Here is a 21,848-nt window from a genome sequence, read left to right on the forward strand (position 1 = left end):
TGTCCCGCAATCTAACGACCTAGCCGCAATCTAACGATTTAGGTGCTACGGCACCGTTCGATAATAAAAGCGATAACGACACAGGGGACACGTATGTCGTCGAACATTCCTGAATTTCCCGTCAATAGCGGTCCTGCCACCGCCAACATCACACCCAACCCGCTGAGCGGTCGCCAGCGACTGGATATGGCCCTGGCCCATATCCAGTCCGATAATGACGCGCAGGGAATCTCGGCGCCCTCGGCCTTGACCATGAGCGAGCTTGCCGAGCCCATCGACCGCGTCAACGAGGTCATGCGCTCCTACAACATCCAGTTTGAGTTGTCGGAATACGAGGGACGGATCGTGACCCGTATCGTCGACCGCGACAGCCAGGAGTTGATCCGTCAGATTCCCAGCGAAGAGGTGCTACGCATCGCCGAGACCCTGGAGCAACGCCAGGGCCGGCTGATCGAATGGGAAGTGTGATTTAGAAGACGCCTTGCGTCATCCCTCGTACTTGCACACACGGCCTGCACGCCGCACCATTAGTGGCTATTAGAAACACTTCTAGCGTTATATCATTTCGCTCAGAAGCCTGACCTCCTAGCACACCAACGAGATCCGGATGCTCAAGCGTTACTTTCCCATCGTCGAGTGGCTGCCGAGCTACGACCGCCACACGCTATCCCAGGATCTCTTCGCCGCCGTCATCGTCACCTTGATGGTCATCCCGCAGGCGTTGGCCTACGCCCTACTCGCCGGATTGCCGGCGGTGACAGGCCTCTACGCCAGCATGCTGCCGTTGATCGCGTATACCGTCTTCGGTACCAGCCGCACACTCGCTGTAGGACCCATGGCGATCGTCGCCTTGATGACGGCCGCGGCGTTATCAAACATCGTCGCCACGGGGACCGTCGCCTACAGCGAGGCCGCGGCAACGCTGGCGTTCTTGTCCGGCGGCATGCTGATGCTGATGGGCGTCTTCCGGCTGGGCTTCTTCGCCAACTTTCTGAGTCATCCGGTCGTTTCCGGCCTGCTCAGCGCCTCGGGCGTGTTGATCGCCACTAGCCAACTGGGCAACTTGCTGGGCATCACGATGTCCGGCTTCACGCTGATCGAACAGCTCGCTGGGCTAATCACGCACTGGCAGGATTTCAACGTACTCACCGCCTTGATCGGTCTTGGCTCGCTGGCGTTTCTGATGGGAATGCGCCGCGCCGGCCCCACGCTGCGCCGTCTGGGCATGACTACCACCTTGAGTGGCTTCATCACCAAGGCCGGGCCGATCATTGCCGTCATGATCTCGACCCTGCTGGTATGGGCATTCAACCTGGAGGCGCACGGCGTGGCCGTGGTCGGCGAGATTCCGCGCCATCTCCCACCATTGGCGCTGCCCTCGCTCGACCCGACCTTGATCAGCACGCTACTCATGCCGGCGTTTCTGATCAGTCTGGTGGGCTTCATCGAGTCGGTATCGCTGGCGCAGATGCTGGCCGCCAAGCGTCGCCAGCGTATCTCGCCCGATCAGGAACTCTTCGCGCTGGGCGGCAGCAACCTCGCCGCCGCCGTGAGCAGCAGCATGCCGGTGACGGGCAGCCTGTCGCGCACGGTAATCAACTTCGATGCCGGCGCACGCACGCCGGCCGCCGGCAGCTTCGCCGCCCTGGGCGTGGCGCTGGTGACGCTCTACCTCACGCCGCTGATCCACTTTCTACCCATCGCCACGCTCGCCGCCAGCATCATCGTCTCGACCTTCACGTTGCTCGACGCGCGCGGCCTCAAGCGTACCTGGCACTACTCGAAGCGCGATTTCGCCGCCATGCTGGCGACCATCGTGCTGACCTTCGTCAGCGGCGTTGAAGTCGGCGTAATGGTCGGCGTGGGACTTTCGTTGGCGCTGTTCCTCTACACCACCAGCCGACCGCATAGCGCCCTGGTGGGCCGCGTTCCGGGCACCGAGCACTTCCGCAATGTCGAGCGCTACACCACCGAGCACGACCCCAGCGTGGCACTGTTGCGCGTCGACGAAAGCCTTTACTTCGCCAACGCGCGTTATCTCGAGGACACCGTCTACGCCATGGTCGCCGAACGCCCGGCGCTCAAGCATGTCGTGCTGATCAGCTCAGCGGTCAACCTCATCGACGCCTCGGCGCTGGAAAGCCTGGAAGCCATCAATTCCCGCCTCGACGACTCGCAGGTCAAGCTGCACCTCGCCGAAGTGAAAGGCCCGGTTATGGACAAACTCAAGCAAAGCGACTTCCTCGACCACCTCACCGGCGACGTCTTCCTCAGCACTTATTACGCTTGGGAAGCGCTACACGATGAGAAAACCGTCGTGAAACCGACTCAGGACGCCTCGTCTTCTTAGCCTTCCACCAGCGCCTTCACCTTATCGACGACATGCTTGCCGACGGGGATCGCTAATATTCTGATCCGAATTTCGAAATTTTCACATCGATTCGCTTTTTCACTGACGAACCCCACCATGCGCTCACCGAGGCCCTATCAGGTCGGCCTCGGGTCCATATACTCGATCTCAGCCATAGACAAAAATAGCGTCTACTACTTTTTGCCTAATTAAAAATGTTCGATTCCGCGCCACAATGATCTAACTCGAACACTAGTGAGCGGAACCGAACATGCGCAACGAAACCTACGATCTGATTGTCATCGGCGGCGGTATCAACGGTGCGGGCATCGCGCGTGATGCTGCAGGCCGAGGTCTTTCGGTGCTACTCGTCGAGGCGGATGATCTCGCTAGCCATACGTCATCCGCTTCGACCAAGCTGATCCACGGTGGCCTGCGTTATCTCGAGCAGTACGAATTCAAGCTCGTGGCCAAAGCCCTCTCCGAGCGAGAAATACTCCTCAAGGCGGCACCGCACATCATCTGGCCGATGCGCTTCATCCTGCCTCACCAGAAGCATTTACGCCCGGCCTGGATGATCCGCACAGGGCTTTTCATGTACGACCACCTGGGTGGAAAACAGACGCTCGCGGGCTCGCACGGCATCAAGTTCGCCGATCATCCGGCAGGAACACCGCTGAAACCCGAGTTCACCAAGGGCTTCGTCTACTCGGACGCCTGGGTTCAGGATGCCCGGCTGGTGGTGCTCAACTGCATGGATGCAGCCAATCGTGGCGCCCGCATCATGACCCGCACGCGTGCCGAAACTGCCGTACGCGGCTCCGATGGATGGACCGTCACCCTGCGCACCGCCGAGGGCGAGTCGATCGAGGTCGCCGCCCGCGGACTGGTCAATGCGGCCGGGCCCTGGGCCGTGCGCTTTCTCGACGAGGCCACTTCGCTGGATCACCCGTATTCGCTGCGCCTGATCAAGGGCAGCCATATCGTGGTCAACAAGCTGTTCGACCATGCCTACTCTTACATCTTCCAGCAGCCCGATGGACGCATCGTATTCGCCATTCCCTACGAGCGCGACTTCACGCTCATCGGGACGACCGACGTCGAGCACGATGGCGCCCCCGGCGAGGCCACCATCGCGAAAGACGAAATCGAGTATCTCTGCGAGTCGGCCAATCGCTACTTCGAACAGTCTATCGCCCCTGGCGATATCGTCTGGAGCTACTCCGGCGTACGCCCCCTGCTCGATGATCACGAGGACAACGCCAGCGAGATCACTCGCGATTACCGCATCCAGCTCGATACCTCCGCTGGCGCTGTACTGCTCAACGTCTTCGGCGGCAAGTTGACGACCTATCGGCGGCTGGCTGAAGACGCTGTCGATCAACTGGCTCCCGAACTCGGCAACCAAGCAAAAGCCTGGACCGGTAAAGGTCATCCACTGCCCGGTGGCGAAGAAGCGAAACCCCAGCATCTGTTCGAGTCGCTACAGGCCAGTCATCCCTTCATTCCACTGGGCATGGCCAATCGTATGGTCTTCAACTACGGCACCCGCGTGCGCGACATCGTGGGAGACGCCAAAAGCTTGGACGATCTGGGTGAGCACTTTGGTGCCGATCTGTATGCCGCCGAAGTCGATTATCTGCGCGATCACGAATGGGCACACACGGCCGAGGACATTCTCTGGCGGCGATCCAAGCTGGGGCTGCGTCTCGATGACGATGAACGCTCCCGGCTAGCCGATTATCTGGCCCATTCCTCCACTGAGCCAACTGAAGCCAATCCATAGGCATAGGAGCACACCACGTAGCGCATAGGAATAAAGACACCCATTCAATCGCCATCCGCACGAGTGGCACAACAACAAGGAGGAAAATCATGACTCGCCAGCTTATAGCCCGCATCTCCAACAACATTGTAGGGCATGCAAATCCCACCTTATCCGACCGTGATACTCATCACAGCGAGGGGTACTCATGGGAATCGTAGAAACGATACTGGTTCACGAGATCGCCGGAACGGCGTTTCTGACGCTGCTGGGCTGCGGCGTGGTGGCCAACGTCCTGCTGAACAAGACGAACGGTAACGGCAGCGATGGCATCGTGATCTTCTTCGGCTGGGGGCTTGCCGTGTTCTGCGGTGTGTACGTTGCCTTCGATACCGGTGCGCATATCAATCCAGCCGTGACATTGGCCCTGCTGATCGGCCCCGCCAAAGAGTATGCCGAGGGTATTCCGATCAATTTCGTCACCACCCTCACCTACTTTGTGGCCGAGTTCATCGGCGGTTTTCTAGGGGCGATCGTTTGCTATCTGGCGTACAAGAAACAGTACGATGACACCGAAGATGGCGCGCTCAAACTCGCCACTTTCTCCACGGCACCGACCATCCGATCTTATGGCTGGAACCTGGTCAGCGAGATCATCGGCACATTCGTGCTGATCTTCGTGATCCTCATGTTCGGTAACACGCCGTCTGGCCTCGGACCCTTGGCGGTCGCGCTATTGGTGGTCTCGATCGGGGCTTCGCTGGGCGGGACGACCGGCTATGCCATCAATCCGGCGCGCGACCTGGGCCCGCGCATTGCCCACGCCGTACTGCCCATCAAGAACAAGGGCTCTAACGACTGGCGCTATGCGTGGGTACCGATAGCGGGCCCTGTCATCGGTAGCACGTTGGCGGCGCTTGTTGCCTACGTCTACTAACCCGTTCAGATTGATCGATTTTTTCGCAACGAACACGAGGAGTGACCTTCCATGAGCAATGCAAAGAAATACATACTCGCGATCGACCAAGGTACGACCAGTTCCCGCTCGATGCTATTCGATCATGACGGTCAGATCGCCGGCATCGCCCAGCGCGAGTTCGAGCAGATCTTCCCGCAGCCGGGCTGGGTGGAGCACAACCCGCGCGACATCATGACCAGCGTGCTGACCACGCTCACCGAGGTGATCAACAACACGCAGGTCGATGTCTCGGAAATTGCCGGCATCGGCATCACCAACCAACGCGAAACCACTGTCGTGTGGGACAAGAACACCGGGCAGCCGGTCTATAACGCCATCGTCTGGCAATCACGCCATTCGGCCGAGATCTGCGATGAGCTGCGTGAAGCCGGGCATGCGGATATGATCCGCGACAAGACCGGCCTGGTGATCGATGCGTACTTCTCGGGCACCAAGCTCAAGTGGATCTTCGACAATGTCGACGGCGTCAAGGAAAAAGCCGACAACGGCGAGCTGCTGTTTGGCACCATCGATTCCTGGCTGGTGTGGAACCTCACCGGCGGCGAGGTGCATGTCACCGACGTGACTAATGCTTCGCGGACGATGATGTTCAACATCCGCAACCGTCAATGGGACCCGGAACTCCTTGAGTTGTTCGGCGTGCCCGAATCGATGCTGCCCGAGGTCAAATCCTGCAGTGAAGTCTATGGCACGGTGCTGCCGAAATATTTCTTCGGTAATGAACTTCCCATCGCAGGTATGGCCGGTGACCAGCAAGCCGCCCTGTTCGGACAGGCCTGCTTCAAGCCTGGCATGGCCAAGAACACCTATGGCACGGGCTGCTTCACGCTGATGAACACCGGCCCGGAAGCCACACCCTCTGAAAACGGCCTGCTCACGACCGTCGCCTGGGAAATAGACGGCCAGCTCGAATACGCTCTGGAGGGCAGCGTTTTCGTCGCCGGCTCGGTGATTCAGTGGCTGCGCGACGGCCTGCGCATGCTTGGCAAGTCTTCCGATTCAGAAGCCTATGCCGAACGCGCCGGCGACAACGACGGCGTCTACCTCGTACCGGCGTTCACCGGTCTAGGCGCGCCTTACTGGGACTCCAACGTGCGCGGCGCGATGTTCGGTCTGTCGCGCGGCACGAGCAAGGAACATTTCATCCGTGCAGCGGTGGAGTCCATGGCCTACCAGAGCGCGGACGTCCTCCACGCCATGCAGGCCGATGCGGGTCTCGAGCTCACCGAACTGCGTGCCGACGGCGGCGCCATCGCCAACGATTTTCTCGCCCAGTTTCAGGCCGACATTCTGGGTACGGATGTTCTGCGTTGCGCGATCAACGAAACCACCGCGCTGGGTGCCGCCTATCTAGCCGGCCTGGCACTGGGCTTCTGGGAATCACGCGAGCAGATTGCCAAGCAATGGGTCATGGATCGCCGCTTCACCCCTCAGATGGGCGTAGAAAAGCGCGACGAACTTTATGAGGGCTGGAAGCGTGCCGTCCAAGCGACCATGGGCTTTCATGTCGCTTCGTAAGCCGTACTTGCCGCATTTTTAGTTATAGCACTAACGCCCTATCGCAGCGCGGTAGGGCGTTGCGGTTATGAGCAAACATCAGCGCCGTGCGCCCGTCGAGCCAGATGTCGAGACGCTCGGCCACCGTCGCCGCCGTGGTAGCGTCCAGTCCCGCCAGCGGTTCGTCGAGCAACACCAGCGGCGCATCGCGGAGGATCACCCGGGCCAGCGCCACGCGTCTCGCCTGCCCGCCAGAAAGCTGCCGCCCGGCTTCGCCGACCCAGGTCTCGAGCCCGTGTGGCAGTTGGCGCGCCCAGCCATCCAGATCGACGATCCATAGCGCCTGCCACAAGGCACGTTCAACGGCCGCTTCGTCCAAGTCGTGATCCACCCGCAATCCCAGACGCAGATTGTCCGCCAGCGAGGCATGAAAGAGCTCGGTGTGCTGGGTCAGGTAAGCAAGCCGTCCGCGCAACGCTTGCGGCGCCAGGCGGCGTAGATCTTGCCCGTCCAGTTGCACGCTGCCCGCATCGGGATCGAACGCGCGGACGACCAGTTGGGCAAGGCTCGACTTGCCGCTGCCCGAAGGGCCCAGCACGGCGAAACGCTCGCCGGCAGCCACATGCAGATTGACGTCTTCGAGCGCAGGCGTAGTGCCCATGCCCGGGTAACGCAGCGTCACCGCTTCGAAGGTAAGCGACGGCGCCTCGTCGCTCGCCAGAGTGGTCTCGTCGTCGTCACTCGCAGGCGCCGCCGCCTCGGCATTGAGCCGCGCGGCCGCCGTACGCGTGGCCCCGAGTTGCACGAAGGCGCCCGGCAGCATGGCAAGGCCTTCATTCAGCGCCAGCACCGCCAGTGGCAACATGCTCGCGACGGGCGCCGATATATCGCCCGCAGCGAACGCCAGCAGCGCCAGGCAGAGTATCGCCACGGCGGCGCCTTGCACGCTCAAAGTGACCAGCGCATTACCCAGTGCGGCGCGGCGGGCTAGACGCCGCTGATCGTCGAGCAACATCCGCTGCTCATGCTCCACCCTTTCTCGGTGAGCGCCGAGTACGCCGAAGGTGCGCAGCTCGGCCAGGCCTTGTAAATGCTCCAGGGCGCGCACGCGCAAGCGTTCCAGCGTCTCGACGCGTCGCGCGCTGGGGCCACGCCCTGCCACGGCCATGCCCAGCGTGACAATCACCCACAATGGCAGCATGATCGCCAGCAGCACGCCGCCCAGTGCCGGCATGGCCAGCGCCAGAATGCCGGCGACGACGAGAATCGCCAACAGTCCCACCAACGGCGGCGCCAGTAAGCGCAGGTAGAGATTGTCGAGCGCGTCGATGTCGGCGGTCAGCCGGTTGAGCCATTCGCCGGCGCGATAGCGCGCCAGTTCACGCCCCGACAGTCGAGACAGGCCAGCAAAGGTCCGTCCGCGAATATCCGCCAACAGGCGCAGCACGGTGTCGTGGTTATAGAGCCGCTCGGCGTAACGCGCGGCGGTGCGCCCCACGGCGAAGAAGCGAATCCCGCTGCCCGGGGTGAAGACGTCCAGCGTCGCCGCGCCACCCGCCGCGAGTGTCATGCCGGTCAACGCGGTAGCGGTAATGAACCAGCCCGATAGCGTCAGCAGCCCGATTGCAAATAGTAGCGTCGCCAGCATCAGCAACGCTCCGATCAACAAGCGTGTACGCCGCTCGACCATCAGGCGCAACCATGGGCCCAGCGCCTTTCTAGTGGACCCTTTCATGATAGTGGGCTCCTTCATGACAAGGCCTCCGGCGACGTCGGTACATCATGTGAATGCAACTGCCCCGCCTCAAGACGCAACACGCGGTCGGCCATGGCCATGACGGCGGGATGGTGCGTGGCGATCACCAAGGTGCGGCCTTGGGCGGCCAATTGCTTGAGCCCCTCGATCACGCGGCGCTCGCTATCGGGATCGAGACTTGCCGTGGGTTCGTCGAGCAACACCAGCGGCGCATCGCTGAGAAATACCCGTGCCAGCGCCAGGCGGCTGGCCTGCCCGCCGGAAAGCCCCAGGCCGCGCTCGCCGAGGAAAGTTTCGAGCCCCTCCGGCAAGGCATTCAGCAAGTCACCGAGCTGTGCTGCGGTCAGCGCCTCGCGCAACCGCTCGTCACTGGCCTCGGGCGCGACCAGACGCAAATTCTCGGCCAACGTGCCCTGCATCAGGAACGGACGCTGATCGAGCCAGGCCAAGCGTGACTCGGCATGCAATAAAACCTCGCCCGACTCGGCATCGACGAAGCCGGCGAGCACTTGCAGCAGCGTCGACTTGCCGGCGCCCGAGGGTCCCACCAGCGCCACTACCTCGCCATCGGCGATATCGAGATCGAGCGGCCCCAACACGCGACCGCGCCCGGCATGCGCCACGCTGACGCCAGCCAAGCGCGCCCGTAGTGGCGCCGTGTCGTCGTCACTGTCTAGAGGCGCCATGCGTGGGCCCTGGGGTGGCGTCTGCGCAAGCAAGGCACGCAAGCCCTCGGCGGCGCCCAGGGCACTGGCACGGTCGTGATAATGCTGCGCCAGCAAGCGCAGCGGCTGGAAAAAATCCGGCGCCATGAACAGCAGGAACAACCCGCTGAACAGCGTCAGTTGATCGGCCGGACCAAACTGGATGTAGCCCAGCAGCCCGAAGCCAATGTAGATGGCGATCACCGCAATCGACACCGAGGCGAAGAATTCCAGCACCGCCGAGGAGAGAAACGCCACGCGCAGCGTTTTCATGTTGCGCCGCCGATAGTCGTCGGCCACCGCCGTGACTTCCTCGGTGGCCTGGCGGGTACGGCCGAATAGCTGCAAGGTGGTCAGCCCGCGCACGCGGTCGAGAAAATGCCCTGCGAGACGCGTCATGGCCTGGAACTGCTGCTCGTTTAAGCGCTGGGCGCCCATGCCGATCAACGCCATGAAAAGCGGAATCAGCGGCGCCGCGATCAAGAAAAACAACGCCGCCAACCAGTCCAGCGAGAATGCCACACCGAGAAAGATCAGCGGCACTACCACCGCCAGCGTGGCCTGAGGTACGTACCGTGCGATATAGCCTTCCAGCGCCTCGACCTGATCGACCAGTTGCGCGGTACTGCCGGCGCTATGTCGCTCGGCCAGAGACACCGGCCCCAGCGCCGCGAGATGATCGAGCACCTGGGCGCGCACGCGTGCCTTGACGCGCAGCCCGGCTTCCAGACCGCAGGTCTCCTGCAGCCACTGCGCCAGGCTGCGCACGATCACCGCCCCAGCCAACGCCGCCGCATAAGGCCATAGCGTCACCAAGGCCGACTCGTGGACCACGACGGCGCTGATCAGCCACGCCATCAGGCCCAGTTGCGCCAGTGTCGCCAGCCCGCCGACGACACCGGCAGCGATGGCAAGGCTCAGGTAGCCGCGCACCTCGCGGGATTGCGCGGCCAGCCATTGGCGCGACGCACGCGCCGGGGTTTGTGCTTGAGATCGAGACACGGCTCAGTGATACCCCTCGCCGACACGCACCTTGCCGCGGAACACCCAGTACGACCAGGCGGTGTAGGTCAGGATGATGGGCACCACGAACAGTACGCCGATCAACAGGAAGAACTGCGATTCGGGGGCGGATGCCGCATCCCACAGGGTGTAGTCCGGCGGAATGACATACGGCCAGCGGCTCACCAGCAACCCCATGTAGGTGAAGATGAACATCCCCAGTGTGAGCAAAAACGCCATCAGCTCACGCCCTTTGCGGTTGGCGGCATAGATGCCGACCACGCAAGCCAAGGCCAGTGCCGGCAGTAGCCAGATCACCTGCATATGGTTGAACCAGCGCTCCCAGACGCCCGGATCGATCCACGGCGTCCACAAGCTGACGATGACGAAGACCAACACCACGCCAGCGAGCAACTTGGGTACCAGGCTGCGCGCCCAGTCACGCACATGGCCTTCGGACTTGAGCACCAGCCAGGTCGCACCGAGCAATGCATAGCCGGCCACCAGCCCGAGACCGGTAATCACTGAAAACGGCGTCAGCCAGTCGAGCGCCCCACCGGTGAACACGCGATCGGCGGTCTCGAAACCTTCGATATAGGCCCCCACTACGGCGCCCTGGGCGAAGGCCGCCACGAAGGAGCCGCCGGCAAAGGCCGCATTCCACCAATTGCGCGTACGCCGTGACTTGAAGCGGAACTCGAAGGCCACGCCACGAAAGATCAAGCCCGCTAGCATCAGAAAGACCCCGATGTACATCGCCGGCAAGAGGATCGAATAGACCAGCGGGAAGGCTCCGATCAGCCCGGCACCTCCCAGTACCAGCCACGTCTCGTTGCCGTCCCATACCGGAGCGACGGAATTCATCATCACGTCACGCGCGTCTTCGTCCGGGGCGAAGGGAAACAGTATACCCAGCCCCAGGTCGAAACCATCCATGAGCACGTACATGATCACGCCGAAGGCGATGATGACGGCCCATATCAACGAGAGATCGAACATTTCCATGGCTTAGCTCCTGTTCGGGGCGCGGTCGTCGCGCGCATCATCGAAGGGCACGTGGGCGGCGGACATGGGCCGCGCCGGGCGGTCGTGGCTATCCGGCTCCTCCGTGTCGTCGTGTTCATCGAGGCCCTGATTGATTACCTTGCACAGGTAATAGACACCGGCGATGAAGATCACGGCATAGACGGCGATGTAGCCCAGCAACGTGAACAGCACCATGCCACCACTCAACGACGGCGTGATGGCATCGGCGTAATCCAGCACGCCATAGATCAGCCACGGCGAGCGCCCGGTTTCGGTCACGAACCAGCCCGCGACCACCGCCACGAACGGCGCCAGACTCATGCCTTGCAGCCCGCGCAAGAACCAGCGACTGCGATACACGCGTCCGCCCTTGCGTAGCACCAGTCCGGCAACGGCGAAGGCGATCATCAAGAGTCCTAATGCCACCATCACGCGGAAGCTATAGAAGGTGATCCACACCGGCGGCTGCTGCGCGCGGTCGATTTGATCGAGCCCCGGTACAACGCCGTCTGGGTCGTGGCGAAGGATGAGGCTGGCGCCATTGGGGATGCCGATCTCCACGCGGTTGGCCTGCAGGTCTCGGTCCGGCAATGCGAACAGCAATAGCGGCACGTTCGACTGGGTTTCCCAGTTGCCTTCCATGGCGGCGATTTTCATCGGCTGGTGTTCCAGCGTATTCAGGCCGTGTTCATCGCCGACGAAGGCTTGCAGCGGCGCCAGAAACAGCAACAACCATAGCGTCATCGACAGCGCGCGCTTGTGAGCATCGACCTCACGACCCCGCAGCAGGAACCAGGCACTGACCCCGGTCACCACAAAGCCGCCGGTCAAGAACGCGGCCAAGGCCATGTGCGTGAAGCGGTACGGGAAGGACGCGTTGAAGATCGCATCGACCCAAGAGGTCACATGGATTACCCCCTCGCGAATCTCATAGCCATCGGGCGTCTGCATCCAACTGTTAGTGGCCAGGATCCAGAATGCCGAGATGAACGTACCCACGGCGACCATCAGCGCGGCGAAGAAGTGCACCGCCGGCGAGACACGATGCCGGCCGAACAGCAAGACCCCCAGGAAGCCGGCTTCGAGGAAGAAGGCCGTGATTACCTCGTAACTCAGCATCGGGCCGATGAAGTTCGCCGCCATCTGCGCGAAGTTGCTCCAGTTGGTCCCGAACTGGAACGCCATCACGATCCCGGACACCACGCCCATGCCGAAGACCACCGCGAAGACCTTGGTCCAGAACAAGCCGAGGCGGTCCCAGACGCGGTTGCCCGTGGACACGTACAGGCCCTGTAGCACGGCGATATAGGACGCCAGCCCAATCGTGAAGACCGGGAAGATGGCATGAAAGGAAACCACGAATGCGAACTGCAATCGTGACAGGAGAATCGGATCTAGCGCCATGGCTGACTCCTTGAAGCCCACATAATCAAAAGGTCATCGGAATGACGGTGACCACACTGCCGAAAAGCCCCGCCGTCTGGATGTTCTTATTTCGCCTCCGATACCCATTCATCGTAGAGGCTTTATATAGCCTTAAAAAGCGCTACGGCGGGGTTTCGTATGTGTCGCGTTGCCGCAAGGCAAATTGCCGCATGCGCGCCAATGTCGCAGCCGCCTTCGTTCTGCATCGTTCGTCTAACGGAAAACGCCATCATTCTTTGGTAGGGTCATTACTCTCAAACCGTGCACTGCCGGGCATGCAACGCCATCGCATCATGCTCGTTATCGACAAGGATCACCCATGAACGCTATTTGGATCGCCATCTTCGGCGCCGTGTGTTTCGTGATAGGCTATCGCTTCTATTCGAAGTTCATCGCTGAACGCATTTACCGACTCGACCCCGATTTCCAAACGCCCGCTCACACCTATCAAGACGGCGTCGACTACGTGCCCACCAACAAGTGGATTCTATGGGGACACCACTTTACCTCGGTGGCTGGCGCAGCCCCTATCGTGGGGCCTGCCATCGCTATCTACTGGGGCTGGCTGCCGGCTATCCTGTGGGTCGTGCTGGGTACCGTGTTCGCCGCCGGCGTGCATGACTTCGGCGCCGTGGTGCTTTCCAATCGTCATAAGGGGCACTCCGTCGGCACACTGGCCAACAAGTTGATCGGTCAACGCGCCAAGCTGCTCTTTCTGTTTATCATTCTGATCCTGGTATTGATGCTCAATGCAGTCTTCGCCTGGGTCATCGCCAACCTCTTCATCACCTTCCCCGCCAGCGTGCTGTCGGTGCTCATCCAGATTCCGCTGGCAGTATGGATCGGCTATCGCGTCTATCGTCATTCAGGGTCGATGCTCCTACCTTCAGTGATCGCCCTTGTCGTCATGTATGCCACCGCGTTGTTGGCCAGCGAAGTCCCGATACTTCAGTTCGATCTGGTCAGTTGGTTCGGCGGCACCGACACAGCGGTGGCAGGAGGCTTCAACGCTACCTCGATGGCCTTCCTGGTGTGGATCGTGGTGCTGATGGCCTACGTCTACATCGCCTCGACGCTGCCGGTCTGGAAGCTCTTGCAGCCGCGTGACTATATCAACTCGCATCAGCTCGTGGTGGGGCTCGCCCTGCTGTATCTGGGGTTGTTCTTCGGGGCACCGGAGATGACCGCACCCAGCGTCAACGCTGAAGCCGAGGTCAGCTGGTACCCGCTGCTGTTCATCACCATCGCCTGCGGGGCGATTTCCGGCTTCCATGGCCTGGTCGCCTCGGGCACCACCTCCAAGCAGATCGACAAGGAAACCGACGCGCGCATGATCGGCTACGGCGGCGCCTTGGGTGAAGGCATGCTGGCACTGATCGCGATCATCGCCGTGGGCACGCTATTCGCCTCCAGCGCAGATTTCACCGCTACCTATTCAAGCTTTACGGCCGCCGGTTCCAACGGGCTCGGTTCCTTTGTGAAAGGTGCCGGGCAGTTGATCGCCAACCTCGGCATTCCCGAGCACATGGGCTCGACCCTGGTCGCGGTAATCGTAGTCAGCTTCGCCGCCACCACGCTGGATACCGCTATACGTCTGATGCGCTACATCATCGCCGAACTGGGCACCGAATACGGCATGCCAGTGATCGCACGCAAACACGTCGCGACCAGCATTGCCGTCATCGCCAGCGCCGCGCTGGTGATCCTGCCGGAAGGACCCAAGGGCTTCGGCTCCGGCGGTTACTTGCTGTGGCCGCTGTTCGGCACCAGCAACCAGCTGCTGGCAGGCATCACCCTGATGCTGGTATCGGTATGGCTCAAGCGCCAAGGTCGCCCGGTGGTCTTCACATTGGTGCCCATGCTGTTCCTGCTGGTGATGACGCTGTGGGCCATGGGGCAGCAGGTAATCTTCACCTGGTCAGGCTTTGGCGATGCTGACCGCAACTTGCTGCTGTTCACCTTCGGTAGCTTGATCTTGGTCTTCGCGCTATGGATCCTGCTCGAGGCCTCGCGAAGCTTCCGCCAGGGCCCGACAGCCTCCCAGGAGTCGTTGAGTTCCGATGAGTCGCGCTGACGACGACAACGCCGCGCCCGTCGGTTGGCGGTCGCGGCTCAAACAAATCATCGAGGGCTACGACGCGGTGCTGAGCCTTCAGCACCGTCGTGAGATCGCCCGCGAGCTTCAGGATGAAGAAGATCTCTTCATGCTGCTGTGCTTCTGCGACATGATGGGAATCCCCAACCCCGTCGGCGACATGACCCTGGAACTTTATCCCTACATGCTGGACCGCTTTCATGAGTGGCATCAGCGCCAGGGCATGCCCCGCTCGCCCCTAGACGGTTTTCGCTGCTGCTGAGCAGCGTCGATGACGCGTGGCACAATCGAGGAGAAAAAGTCGATATGGCCAAGAGCCTGTTTTTCGGTGGCAAGGGCGGCGTCGGCAAGACCAGCTGTGCGACCGCTTACGCGCTGAGCTGTGCGGATGCCGGCTGGAACACCCTGCTGGTGTCTACCGACCCGGCCCACAACCTGGCCGATCTATTCGGGCGCCAGCCCGGCCCGACACCGACGCGCATGCGCCCCGGCCTGGATGTCGTCGAACTCGATCCCGACCATGAAACGCAGCGCTACCTGGAGCAGGTCAAGGACAACATCAAGCCCATGGTAAGCGGCGAACGCAGCGCGGCGGTATTCCGCCAGCTCGATCTGGCCCGCCATGCACCGGGCACCGAGGAAGCCGCCTTGTTCGATGCCCTGGTCGGGCTGCTGCTGGATACCGGCGAGGACTATGATCGGCTGATCTTCGATACCGCGCCGGGCGGCCATACCGTACGCTTGCTGGCGTTACCGGAAATCATGGGCGCCTGGGTGGACGGCTTGATGCAACGTCGCCATAAGGTGCGTAACGATTACAAGGCCTGGCTGGGGGACGGCGAGGTGGTCGACGACCCCATTCAGGAGGCGTTGATGCGCCGCCGTGGGCGTCTCGCCGCCGCTCGCGAGCACTTGACCTGCTCTGCACACTCGGCGGTGATCCTGGTCGCCAACCCGGAACGCCTGCCGGTGCTGGAAACGGCCCGCACGCGTGACCTGCTCGAGGCCAATGGCTTGCATGTCGGCGCGGTGGTCATCAACAAATGCCTGCCCGCCGAGGTCGATAGTCAGTGGCTCACCAACTGGCGCGAGGAGCAGCGCCCGTGGATCGAGCAGCTCGAGACGGCGTTTGCGGATCGCACGCGCATACGCATCGACTATCAACCCCACGCGCCCGCCTCGAGTGAGGACCTGCGTCCGCTCAGCGAGGCTCTAGGCGAGCTCTCGCCCTGGCACGAGCATGCTTGACTCGGATTCGCCTAGCGTCCGCCGACGACCGACATCACCAACCACGCGGTATACACGATAAAGGCGGTTAGCAGCAGCGCGCCTTCTACGCGGTTGATGCGCCCCTGTCTCTTCCAGCCGATGCCGAACACGGTTAGCGCCAGAGTCAGGGCCAGCATGACCGGCCAGTCGCGTACCAAGACGGCGCCATCCACGTCGATAGGCGTGATGACGCCCGCCAACCCCACTACCGCCAGGGTATTGAACAGATTCGAGCCCACGACGTTGCCGATCACCAGGTCGTGTTCATTCTTGCGTACCGCACTGATCGACGAAGCAAGCTCAGGCAGCGACGTGCCGATGGCCACGACCGTGAGCCCGATGATGAGATCGCTGACTCCAAACGCCGAGGCGATATCCACCGCTCCCCAGACCAGCAAGCGCGAGCTGGCGATCAACATGACCAACCCTACCAGGGTCCAGGTCACCGCGCGCTTGAGCGACATCGACTGAGTATCGAGGTTAGCAGTGGTATTGTCGGCCAGCGTGTCACTGCCCTGCTGACGTCCCCGCATGACGCTATAGGTTAGAAACGCTACCAGCATCGCGAGCAGTAACACGGCATCCCAGCGCGAAACGTCGCCATCCTGCAGGCACCACAGCGAGGCCAGGGTCACCAACACCAACAGAGGAAGCTCCTGACGCAACACTTGAGAGTGCATGGTCAATGGGCTGAACAATGCCACCAGGCCCACGATCAGGCCAATATTGGCAATATTAGAACCATAAGCGTTACCCAGCGCGAGGCCGGGATTGCCTTGCCATGCGGAAAGCCCCGAGACCATCAGCTCCGGCGCCGAAGTGCCGAAACCGATGATCACCATACCGATCAACAACGGCGGTAACCCCAGGTGGCGTGAGGTCGCCGCTGCACCATCGACGAATCGATCGGCGCTCCATACCAGGACCGCCAACCCCAGCGCTACGGCAATGATGGCCATCAGCACGGTACTTCTCCTTGAATGTCGTTGCCCTTGAACGTCGTCGTAACATGCATGTTATCGCGATGCCGCGCTATTCTAACGCAATTGGCCGGGCACGCTACTGACAAACATACGTAAGTGAATGTATTCTGTTGGTTATCCTAACGCCTCAGACAAAAAGGTGGCGCGCCGACTTGCTATAGTGCACACGTCACCCGGCACCCTAAACCTTTGAGCGAGACTGAGTTTGGTCGATACCGATTCGTCACATGCACCCCAGCACCCACCGCGCGACATGGCCTCGGGTGTGGCAACGACGCGCCACTCACGGCGACGTCTGCGCGCCTGTCACGAATGCGATTTGCTGGTGGCGCTGCCACCCTTGCGCCCCCGGGAAAAAGCCGATTGCCCGCGTTGCGAGCATACGCTGGCCACGCGCCACGACAAGCCTGCCGAACGTAGTCTGGCACTGGCCGTCGCCGCCTTGGTCATGCTTATGCTGTCGGTGGCCTTTCCTTTCATCAGTTTCGAGGCACGTGGCGTCACCAACCGTATCGAGCTGACCGAGACCGCCTCGACGCTGGTTGGCTTCCACGAACCGCTGGTGGCGATTTGCGTACTGCTGACCGTCATCATCCTGCCCACGGTCTATCTGTGCGGCGTCATCTGGCTCTCGCTGGGACTTCTCAAGCGCCGCGTTCTGCCCTATTCACGTGGTATCGCCCGCACCCTGAAACATTTGACACCGTGGATGATGGCCGATGTCTTCGTCATCGCCGCGCTGGTTAGTCTCATCAAAGTGGCGGGGATGGCCGATGTCAGCCTGGGGCTCTCATTCTGGACGTTTTGTGCCTACGCCTTGTTGTTGTTGCTCACGACCCAGTCCATCGACACCGACTGGATGTGGTTCGCGCTGGCCAGCGAGCCCTTGGCACCGGAAGGCGCCCGCTCGGGCGAGTCTGCGACGCCGCAAGGCTTGAGCGGATGCGGGACCTGCGGGCTGGTCAATCGTCTCGATGAACGAGGGCGCGGACGTTGTCGACGCTGTGGAGAAACGCTCCACGCGCGGACACCCGGTAGCCGTCAGCGCACGCTGGCCTTGCTGCTCGCTGCGGTGGTGATGTACGTCCCGGCGAACCTTTATCCGATCATGAGCACGACATCGCTGGGCAACACCTCACCTTCGACCATCATCGGTGGCGTCATGCTGTTTCTGCAGCATGGCGACATTCCCATCGCCGTGATCATCTTCACCGCCAGCGTGGTGGTGCCCATCGGCAAGATTCTCGCACTCGGCTGGTTATGCTACGCAGTGCGCCATCGCGGCGAGCCGCTAAGCAACGTCACCCGCGTACGCCTCTATCGCATCACCGAGTTCATCGGCCGCTGGTCGATGGTCGATGTGTTCGTGGTCGCCATCCTCGTTGCGCTGATCCGCGCGGGCGAGTTGGTCTCGGTAGAACCCGGGCCTGCCGCTCTCTCCTTCGCCAGCGTCGTGATCATCACCATGTTGGCGGCTCATAGTTTCGACCCGCGCATGATCTGGGACGATCTTCCCCAGCGGCCTCGACGCGCGTGGCGCGACCGCCTGCCACGACGTATCGCTACCGTTTCACCACGCAAGGAATCCGACGATGCCTGAAGCTCCACAGCGCGCGACACGCCAACATCGCCGACGCCTCTCGCCGATCTGGATCGTCCCTCTGGTGGCGATCCTCATCGGCCTATGGATGCTTTACGACAACCTTTCCGGCCTCGGCCCCACGATCACGCTACAAATGGAAAACGCCGAAGGCATCGAAGCCGGCAAGACGTTGATCAAGACACGCAATGTCGAGGTCGGCCGCGTCGAGGATGTGACGCTTTCCGACGACATGTCGCATACCGTGATCACCGCACGCATGCAGCCCGATACCGAACGCATGCTCAATGACGAAGCCCGCTTCTGGGTCGTCAAACCACGCATCGACCGCGAGGGCATCAGCGGTCTGGGGACCGTGCTGTCAGGGGCCTACATTCAATTGCTGCCAGGCCACGGCGATGAGTCCCAGCGCGACTTCGATGTGCTCGACCAACCGCCGGTCGCGCCCCCCGATGCCCCGGGAATCCGCATCAACCTGGTCAGCCAGGTGGGTAGCTCCCTGAGCGCAGGCGACCCGATCACCTATCAAGGCTTCACGGTAGGCCGCGTGGAGAACACCGAATTCGATCCCGACAAGAAGGAAATGCGCCACCGACTCTACATCCAGTCGCCGTATGATGTGTTGGTCACCGACACCACTCGCTTCTGGGTCTCATCAGGAGTCGACTTGCGCCTCAACTCGCAGGGGTTCCAGGTCAATATCGAGTCGATGGAATCGCTCATCGGGGGTGGCGTGACCTTCGGGGTCCCCGAGGACGTGGAGATGGGGCAGCCTGCCGAATCGGAGGCGACCTATCAATTGTTTGGCAATGAGGAAAGTGCCCGTGAAGGGACCTTCGATCGTTATCTCGACTATGTGCTACTGGTCGAGGATACCGTACGCGGGCTTAGCCACGGCGACCCAGTGGAATATCGTGGCGTGCGCGTCGGCACCGTGGAAACCGTGCCGTGGCGTTTCGCCGCGCCACAGCCCAACGACTTGGATCGTTTTGCGATTCCCGTACTGATTCGTATCGAGCCACAGCGTTTCGACGACACCATAAAAGATTTCGATGCCGATGAATGGCGCACGCGCCTCCAGGGCATGTTCGAGCACGGGCTACGGGCGACGCTCAAACGAGGCAACCTGCTCACCGGGGCGCTTTTCGTGGACTTGAACTTCCACGACGATCCCGAACCTTACGAGCCACTCACTTTCGAGGGCAAGAAGGTTTTCCCGACGACCACCGGCAGCCTGGCGCAGATCGAAGAGAAGGTCTCGAACCTGCTCGACAAACTCAACGACGTGCAGATCGAGCCCGTCCTCGACTCCCTGAACGAGACGCTGGCGACCACCCAGAACACGATGCAGCAAGTCAACGAGATCGCCGCTTCGGTGGACGCGCTGCTCGACGACCCGGCCACGCGCGAGCTACCCGGCAATCTCAACAAGACGCTGCGCCAGACCCGCGACACACTGGAGGGTTTCTCCCCCGACTCGCAGGGTTATCGTGAACTCAACGATACGCTTTCGCGGCTCGAGTCGTTGATGCGCGACCTGCAACCCGTGGCGCGCACGCTAAGCGAGAAGCCCAACGCTCTGATCTTCGATAGCGAAGACGCCCCAGATCCGCAACCCAGGGCCCCACGCCAATGACCGAGATAACCTTAATGCATACGCGACGCCCGACGCGCCCGGTGCGGCTTCTCGCCGCCGCCGGGCTGGGGCTCTTCATGTCGCTGCTGGTCGGCTGCGCCGGACAAGGCATTGACCAGTCGCGCTATACGCTCCCCGATGAGACGCAAAACGTCGAAGTCGCCGGTGACCTCAAAGGTAGCGTCTCGCTCGCGTCGCCACGCATGGCCAGCTACCTGAAGGATGACGGCATCGTCATGCAGCTCGACGACATTCGCATCCACCAGGCAAGCAACTATTTATGGGCCGAACCCCTGGATCGCCAATTGCAGGAACGCATGCGCCAGCATCTCGGCCAGGCCTTGCCCAACGCCGACGTGCTGCGTCGTGGGCAATCCGGGGAGGCACTCACACCAGCGCTGCATGTCCAGCTCGACGTCGACCGCTTCCAGGGTCGCGACGACGGTATGGCCGTGGTCGGCGGTCAATGGCGTATCCGCGACGACAACGACCGCACACTGTCGCGCGAGTCCTTCGAGATCGAGCGCCCGCTGGAAGACGATGGCTATCCCGCGCTGGTGAGAGCACTGGGCGCGGCATGGGGCACCCTCGGCGATCGCTTGGCCGATACTCTGGTAGAGGTGGGGGGCACAGCGGAGGCGAACTGACACGGTCTTGTGGCACGCGGCGTTATAAGCATGCCAGCGGTTATAGCGGGATGATCCTTGTGATCGTCCCGCTCGGCCCCCATTATCGCATTCGCCATTGCCACCATGAGACACCTTTCCCATGACCTTCTCACGGATACCGGACGTCGACGCCGAGAAAGCCGGTATGCTTGGCACCGCTGGCGTCCCGATCAACACGCACAGGGCCTTGCAATGCTTGCGCAATCTGATCGACATCTGGCCTGACGGTGTTTTGGTGTGCGATTTCGAGAGCCTGCGGATCGACGAATGGAATAGCGCCGCGCGTCACCTGATCGACGTACAGGGCGCTGCCATCGAAGGCTCACGATTGCCGCAATGGTTTCTTTCCAGCGATCGACGCGCCTTGCAGCGACGCATTCTCCAGGAGCTTGACAAGGACGGCGACACGCTGCGACACAACATGACGCTGCATAACGATACGCCGGTCGAAATCACCCTGGTGCCAATGCGTGATACCGACGCCATATCGTTGATCGTGGTATTACGCGACCGGCGGCCCTATCTCGATCATCTGCATACGGTGAAGCGCCAGCTCGCCAAGGCAGAGGAATTGATCAGCCAGGATGCACTGACCGGACTGCTCAATCGGCTTGGCTTCGAGCAGGCCATCGAGGAATTCATGGTCGAGGCCCAGAGTGACAAGCCGTTCGCGTTGATGATCGCGGATATCGACCATTTCAAGGACATCAACGATACCTATGGGCACCAATTGGGCGATGAGGCGCTGAAGGTCGTCGCGGCCCGTCTCGCCGAACAACTCCGCGACGACGATGCCGTGGCGCGATACGGTGGCGAGGAGTTCTGCATCCTGATGGCGGTTCCCGATACACAGGTCGTTGAAATTGCCGAGCGCGTGCGACATGCAGTAGCAGCGACGCCTATCGGGCTCGGCGATGGTAGCCGATTGACGCTGACGATCAGCATCGGCGCCACCTACTATCAGCCCGCGCTGAGCGCGGATGCCATGTTCGAGCGCGCCGACGAGGCGCTTTATGAAGCCAAGGAATACGGTCGCAACCGAACGGTCATGCTACAGCCGTTGCCCATGAGCGCAGCAGACGAGGAAGAATGA

At 61.5% G+C, this 21,848-nt stretch carries 18 protein-coding genes; 13 read left to right on the plus strand and 5 right to left on the minus strand.

Features of this window, described 5'->3' with window-relative positions; translation table 11 throughout:
* Positions 1-93 precede the first annotated feature (93 nt).
* The 5 genes from L1071_RS15630 to glpK all read left to right on the plus strand — a co-directional run bounded on the left by L1071_RS15630 (position 94) and on the right by glpK (position 6,612).
* The gene (locus L1071_RS15630) at positions 94-468 is read left to right on the plus strand and encodes a flagellar protein FlaG (protein WP_246976857.1); all 375 of its coding nucleotides are present in this window, start codon (positions 94-96) and stop codon (positions 466-468) included.
* A 139-nt stretch (positions 469-607) separates the two neighbouring features.
* Positions 608-2,350: a SulP family inorganic anion transporter gene (locus tag L1071_RS15635; protein ID WP_246976860.1), complete on the plus strand. Its 1,743-nt coding sequence runs from the start codon at positions 608-610 to the stop codon at positions 2,348-2,350.
* A 271-nt stretch (positions 2,351-2,621) separates the two neighbouring features.
* Positions 2,622-4,136: a glycerol-3-phosphate dehydrogenase gene (gene glpD, locus L1071_RS15640; protein WP_246976863.1), complete on the plus strand. Its 1,515-nt coding sequence runs from the start codon at positions 2,622-2,624 to the stop codon at positions 4,134-4,136.
* Between the two features lie 187 nt (positions 4,137-4,323).
* On the plus strand, positions 4,324-5,052 hold the full coding sequence (locus L1071_RS15645; protein ID WP_246976866.1) for an MIP/aquaporin family protein: 729 nt from the start codon (positions 4,324-4,326) through the stop codon (positions 5,050-5,052).
* Positions 5,053-5,103: 51 nt separating this feature from the next.
* Positions 5,104-6,612: a glycerol kinase GlpK gene (gene glpK / locus L1071_RS15650; protein ID WP_246976869.1), complete on the plus strand. Its 1,509-nt coding sequence runs from the start codon at positions 5,104-5,106 to the stop codon at positions 6,610-6,612.
* 22 nt (positions 6,613-6,634) lie between these two features.
* Here glpK and cydC read toward each other — a convergent pair whose 3' ends face one another.
* From cydC to L1071_RS15670, 4 genes are read right to left on the minus strand one after another with little or no spacing between them, the layout of a single operon-like run.
* Positions 6,635-8,326, minus strand: a complete 1,692-nt coding sequence (cydC, locus tag L1071_RS15655) for a thiol reductant ABC exporter subunit CydC (RefSeq protein WP_246976872.1) — start codon at positions 8,324-8,326, stop codon at positions 6,635-6,637.
* Between the two features lie 14 nt (positions 8,327-8,340).
* Complete coding sequence (gene cydD, locus L1071_RS15660) at positions 8,341-10,053, minus strand: thiol reductant ABC exporter subunit CydD (RefSeq protein ID WP_246976875.1); 1,713 nt, start codon at positions 10,051-10,053, stop codon at positions 8,341-8,343.
* Between the two features lie 3 nt (positions 10,054-10,056).
* Positions 10,057-11,058 (minus strand): cytochrome d ubiquinol oxidase subunit II, encoded by a 1,002-nt coding sequence (cydB, locus tag L1071_RS15665; RefSeq protein WP_246976877.1) that lies wholly within the window; start codon positions 11,056-11,058, stop codon positions 10,057-10,059.
* Between the two features lie 3 nt (positions 11,059-11,061).
* Complete coding sequence (locus tag L1071_RS15670; RefSeq protein ID WP_246976879.1) at positions 11,062-12,483, minus strand: cytochrome ubiquinol oxidase subunit I; 1,422 nt, start codon at positions 12,481-12,483, stop codon at positions 11,062-11,064.
* Between the two features lie 41 nt (positions 12,484-12,524).
* Here L1071_RS15670 and L1071_RS15675 point away from each other — a divergent pair, with 41 nt between their 5' ends.
* Genes L1071_RS15675 through L1071_RS15690 form a run of 4 tightly spaced genes read left to right on the plus strand, consistent with a single transcriptional unit; the run spans position 12,525 to position 15,847 of the window.
* A complete protein-coding gene (locus L1071_RS15675; protein WP_246976882.1) occupies positions 12,525-12,827 on the plus strand; it encodes a hypothetical protein in 303 nt (100 codons plus the stop codon).
* Positions 12,824-14,578 (plus strand): carbon starvation CstA family protein, encoded by a 1,755-nt coding sequence (locus L1071_RS15680; RefSeq protein ID WP_246976887.1) that lies wholly within the window; start codon positions 12,824-12,826, stop codon positions 14,576-14,578. The genes L1071_RS15675 and L1071_RS15680 overlap by 4 nt, the downstream gene beginning before the upstream one ends.
* Complete coding sequence (locus L1071_RS15685) at positions 14,565-14,861, plus strand: cory-CC-star protein (protein ID WP_246976890.1); 297 nt, start codon at positions 14,565-14,567, stop codon at positions 14,859-14,861. The genes L1071_RS15680 and L1071_RS15685 overlap by 14 nt, the downstream gene beginning before the upstream one ends.
* Before the next feature lie 44 nt (positions 14,862-14,905).
* Positions 14,906-15,847 carry an ArsA family ATPase gene (locus L1071_RS15690; RefSeq protein WP_246976893.1) on the plus strand — a complete coding sequence of 314 codons (942 nt, stop codon included), beginning with the start codon at positions 14,906-14,908 and terminating at the stop codon, positions 15,845-15,847.
* Between the two features lie 11 nt (positions 15,848-15,858).
* Here L1071_RS15690 and L1071_RS15695 read toward each other — a convergent pair whose 3' ends face one another.
* On the minus strand, positions 15,859-16,833 hold the full coding sequence (locus L1071_RS15695; protein WP_246976896.1) for a calcium/sodium antiporter: 975 nt from the start codon (positions 16,831-16,833) through the stop codon (positions 15,859-15,861).
* A 271-nt stretch (positions 16,834-17,104) separates the two neighbouring features.
* On the opposite strand from L1071_RS15695, the gene L1071_RS15700 reads away from it, so the two are divergent.
* From L1071_RS15700 to L1071_RS15715, 4 genes are all read left to right on the plus strand, one after another.
* Entirely contained in the window at positions 17,105-18,451 is a 1,347-nt protein-coding gene (locus tag L1071_RS15700) for a paraquat-inducible protein A (RefSeq protein ID WP_246976942.1), read from the plus strand.
* Positions 18,444-20,087 (plus strand): intermembrane transport protein PqiB, encoded by a 1,644-nt coding sequence (pqiB, locus tag L1071_RS15705; RefSeq protein ID WP_246976899.1) that lies wholly within the window; start codon positions 18,444-18,446, stop codon positions 20,085-20,087. Before L1071_RS15700 ends, pqiB begins: the two co-directional genes overlap by 8 nt.
* Positions 20,088-20,101: 14 nt before the next feature.
* Positions 20,102-20,734, plus strand: coding sequence for a PqiC family protein (locus L1071_RS15710; RefSeq protein ID WP_246976902.1), 633 nt, complete (start codon positions 20,102-20,104; stop codon positions 20,732-20,734).
* A gap of 121 nt (positions 20,735-20,855) precedes the next feature.
* Positions 20,856-21,848 carry a sensor domain-containing diguanylate cyclase gene (locus L1071_RS15715; protein ID WP_246976905.1) on the plus strand — a complete coding sequence of 331 codons (993 nt, stop codon included), beginning with the start codon at positions 20,856-20,858 and terminating at the stop codon, positions 21,846-21,848.

It is taken from the genome of Chromohalobacter sarecensis, assembly GCF_023061135.1.
Lineage (GTDB): Bacteria > Pseudomonadota > Gammaproteobacteria > Pseudomonadales > Halomonadaceae > Chromohalobacter > Chromohalobacter sarecensis.

Excerpts from the sequence above, each read along its gene's own strand:
- L1071_RS15670 (WP_246976879.1), bottom strand. The coding sequence starts at position 12,483 with ATGGCGCTAGATCCGATTCTCCTGTCACGATTGCAGTTCGCATTCGTG.
- L1071_RS15635 (WP_246976860.1), top strand. The coding sequence starts at position 608 with ATGCTCAAGCGTTACTTTCCCATCGTCGAGTGGCTGCCGAGCTACGAC.
- L1071_RS15690 (WP_246976893.1), top strand. The coding sequence starts at position 14,906 with ATGGCCAAGAGCCTGTTTTTCGGTGGCAAGGGCGGCGTCGGCAAGACC.
- L1071_RS15710 (WP_246976902.1), top strand. The coding sequence starts at position 20,102 with ATGCATACGCGACGCCCGACGCGCCCGGTGCGGCTTCTCGCCGCCGCC.
- L1071_RS15630 (WP_246976857.1), top strand. The coding sequence starts at position 94 with ATGTCGTCGAACATTCCTGAATTTCCCGTCAATAGCGGTCCTGCCACC.
- cydC (WP_246976872.1), bottom strand. The coding sequence starts at position 8,326 with ATGAAAGGGTCCACTAGAAAGGCGCTGGGCCCATGGTTGCGCCTGATG.
- pqiB (WP_246976899.1), top strand. The coding sequence starts at position 18,444 with ATGCCTGAAGCTCCACAGCGCGCGACACGCCAACATCGCCGACGCCTC.
- glpD (WP_246976863.1), top strand. The coding sequence starts at position 2,622 with ATGCGCAACGAAACCTACGATCTGATTGTCATCGGCGGCGGTATCAAC.
- L1071_RS15680 (WP_246976887.1), top strand. The coding sequence starts at position 12,824 with ATGAACGCTATTTGGATCGCCATCTTCGGCGCCGTGTGTTTCGTGATA.
- L1071_RS15700 (WP_246976942.1), top strand. The coding sequence starts at position 17,105 with ATGGCCTCGGGTGTGGCAACGACGCGCCACTCACGGCGACGTCTGCGC.
- L1071_RS15675 (WP_246976882.1), top strand. The coding sequence starts at position 12,525 with ATGACGGTGACCACACTGCCGAAAAGCCCCGCCGTCTGGATGTTCTTA.
- cydB (WP_246976877.1), bottom strand. The coding sequence starts at position 11,058 with ATGGAAATGTTCGATCTCTCGTTGATATGGGCCGTCATCATCGCCTTC.
- L1071_RS15685 (WP_246976890.1), top strand. The coding sequence starts at position 14,565 with ATGAGTCGCGCTGACGACGACAACGCCGCGCCCGTCGGTTGGCGGTCG.
- L1071_RS15715 (WP_246976905.1), top strand. The coding sequence starts at position 20,856 with ATGACCTTCTCACGGATACCGGACGTCGACGCCGAGAAAGCCGGTATG.
- glpK (WP_246976869.1), top strand. The coding sequence starts at position 5,104 with ATGAGCAATGCAAAGAAATACATACTCGCGATCGACCAAGGTACGACC.
- L1071_RS15645 (WP_246976866.1), top strand. The coding sequence starts at position 4,324 with ATGGGAATCGTAGAAACGATACTGGTTCACGAGATCGCCGGAACGGCG.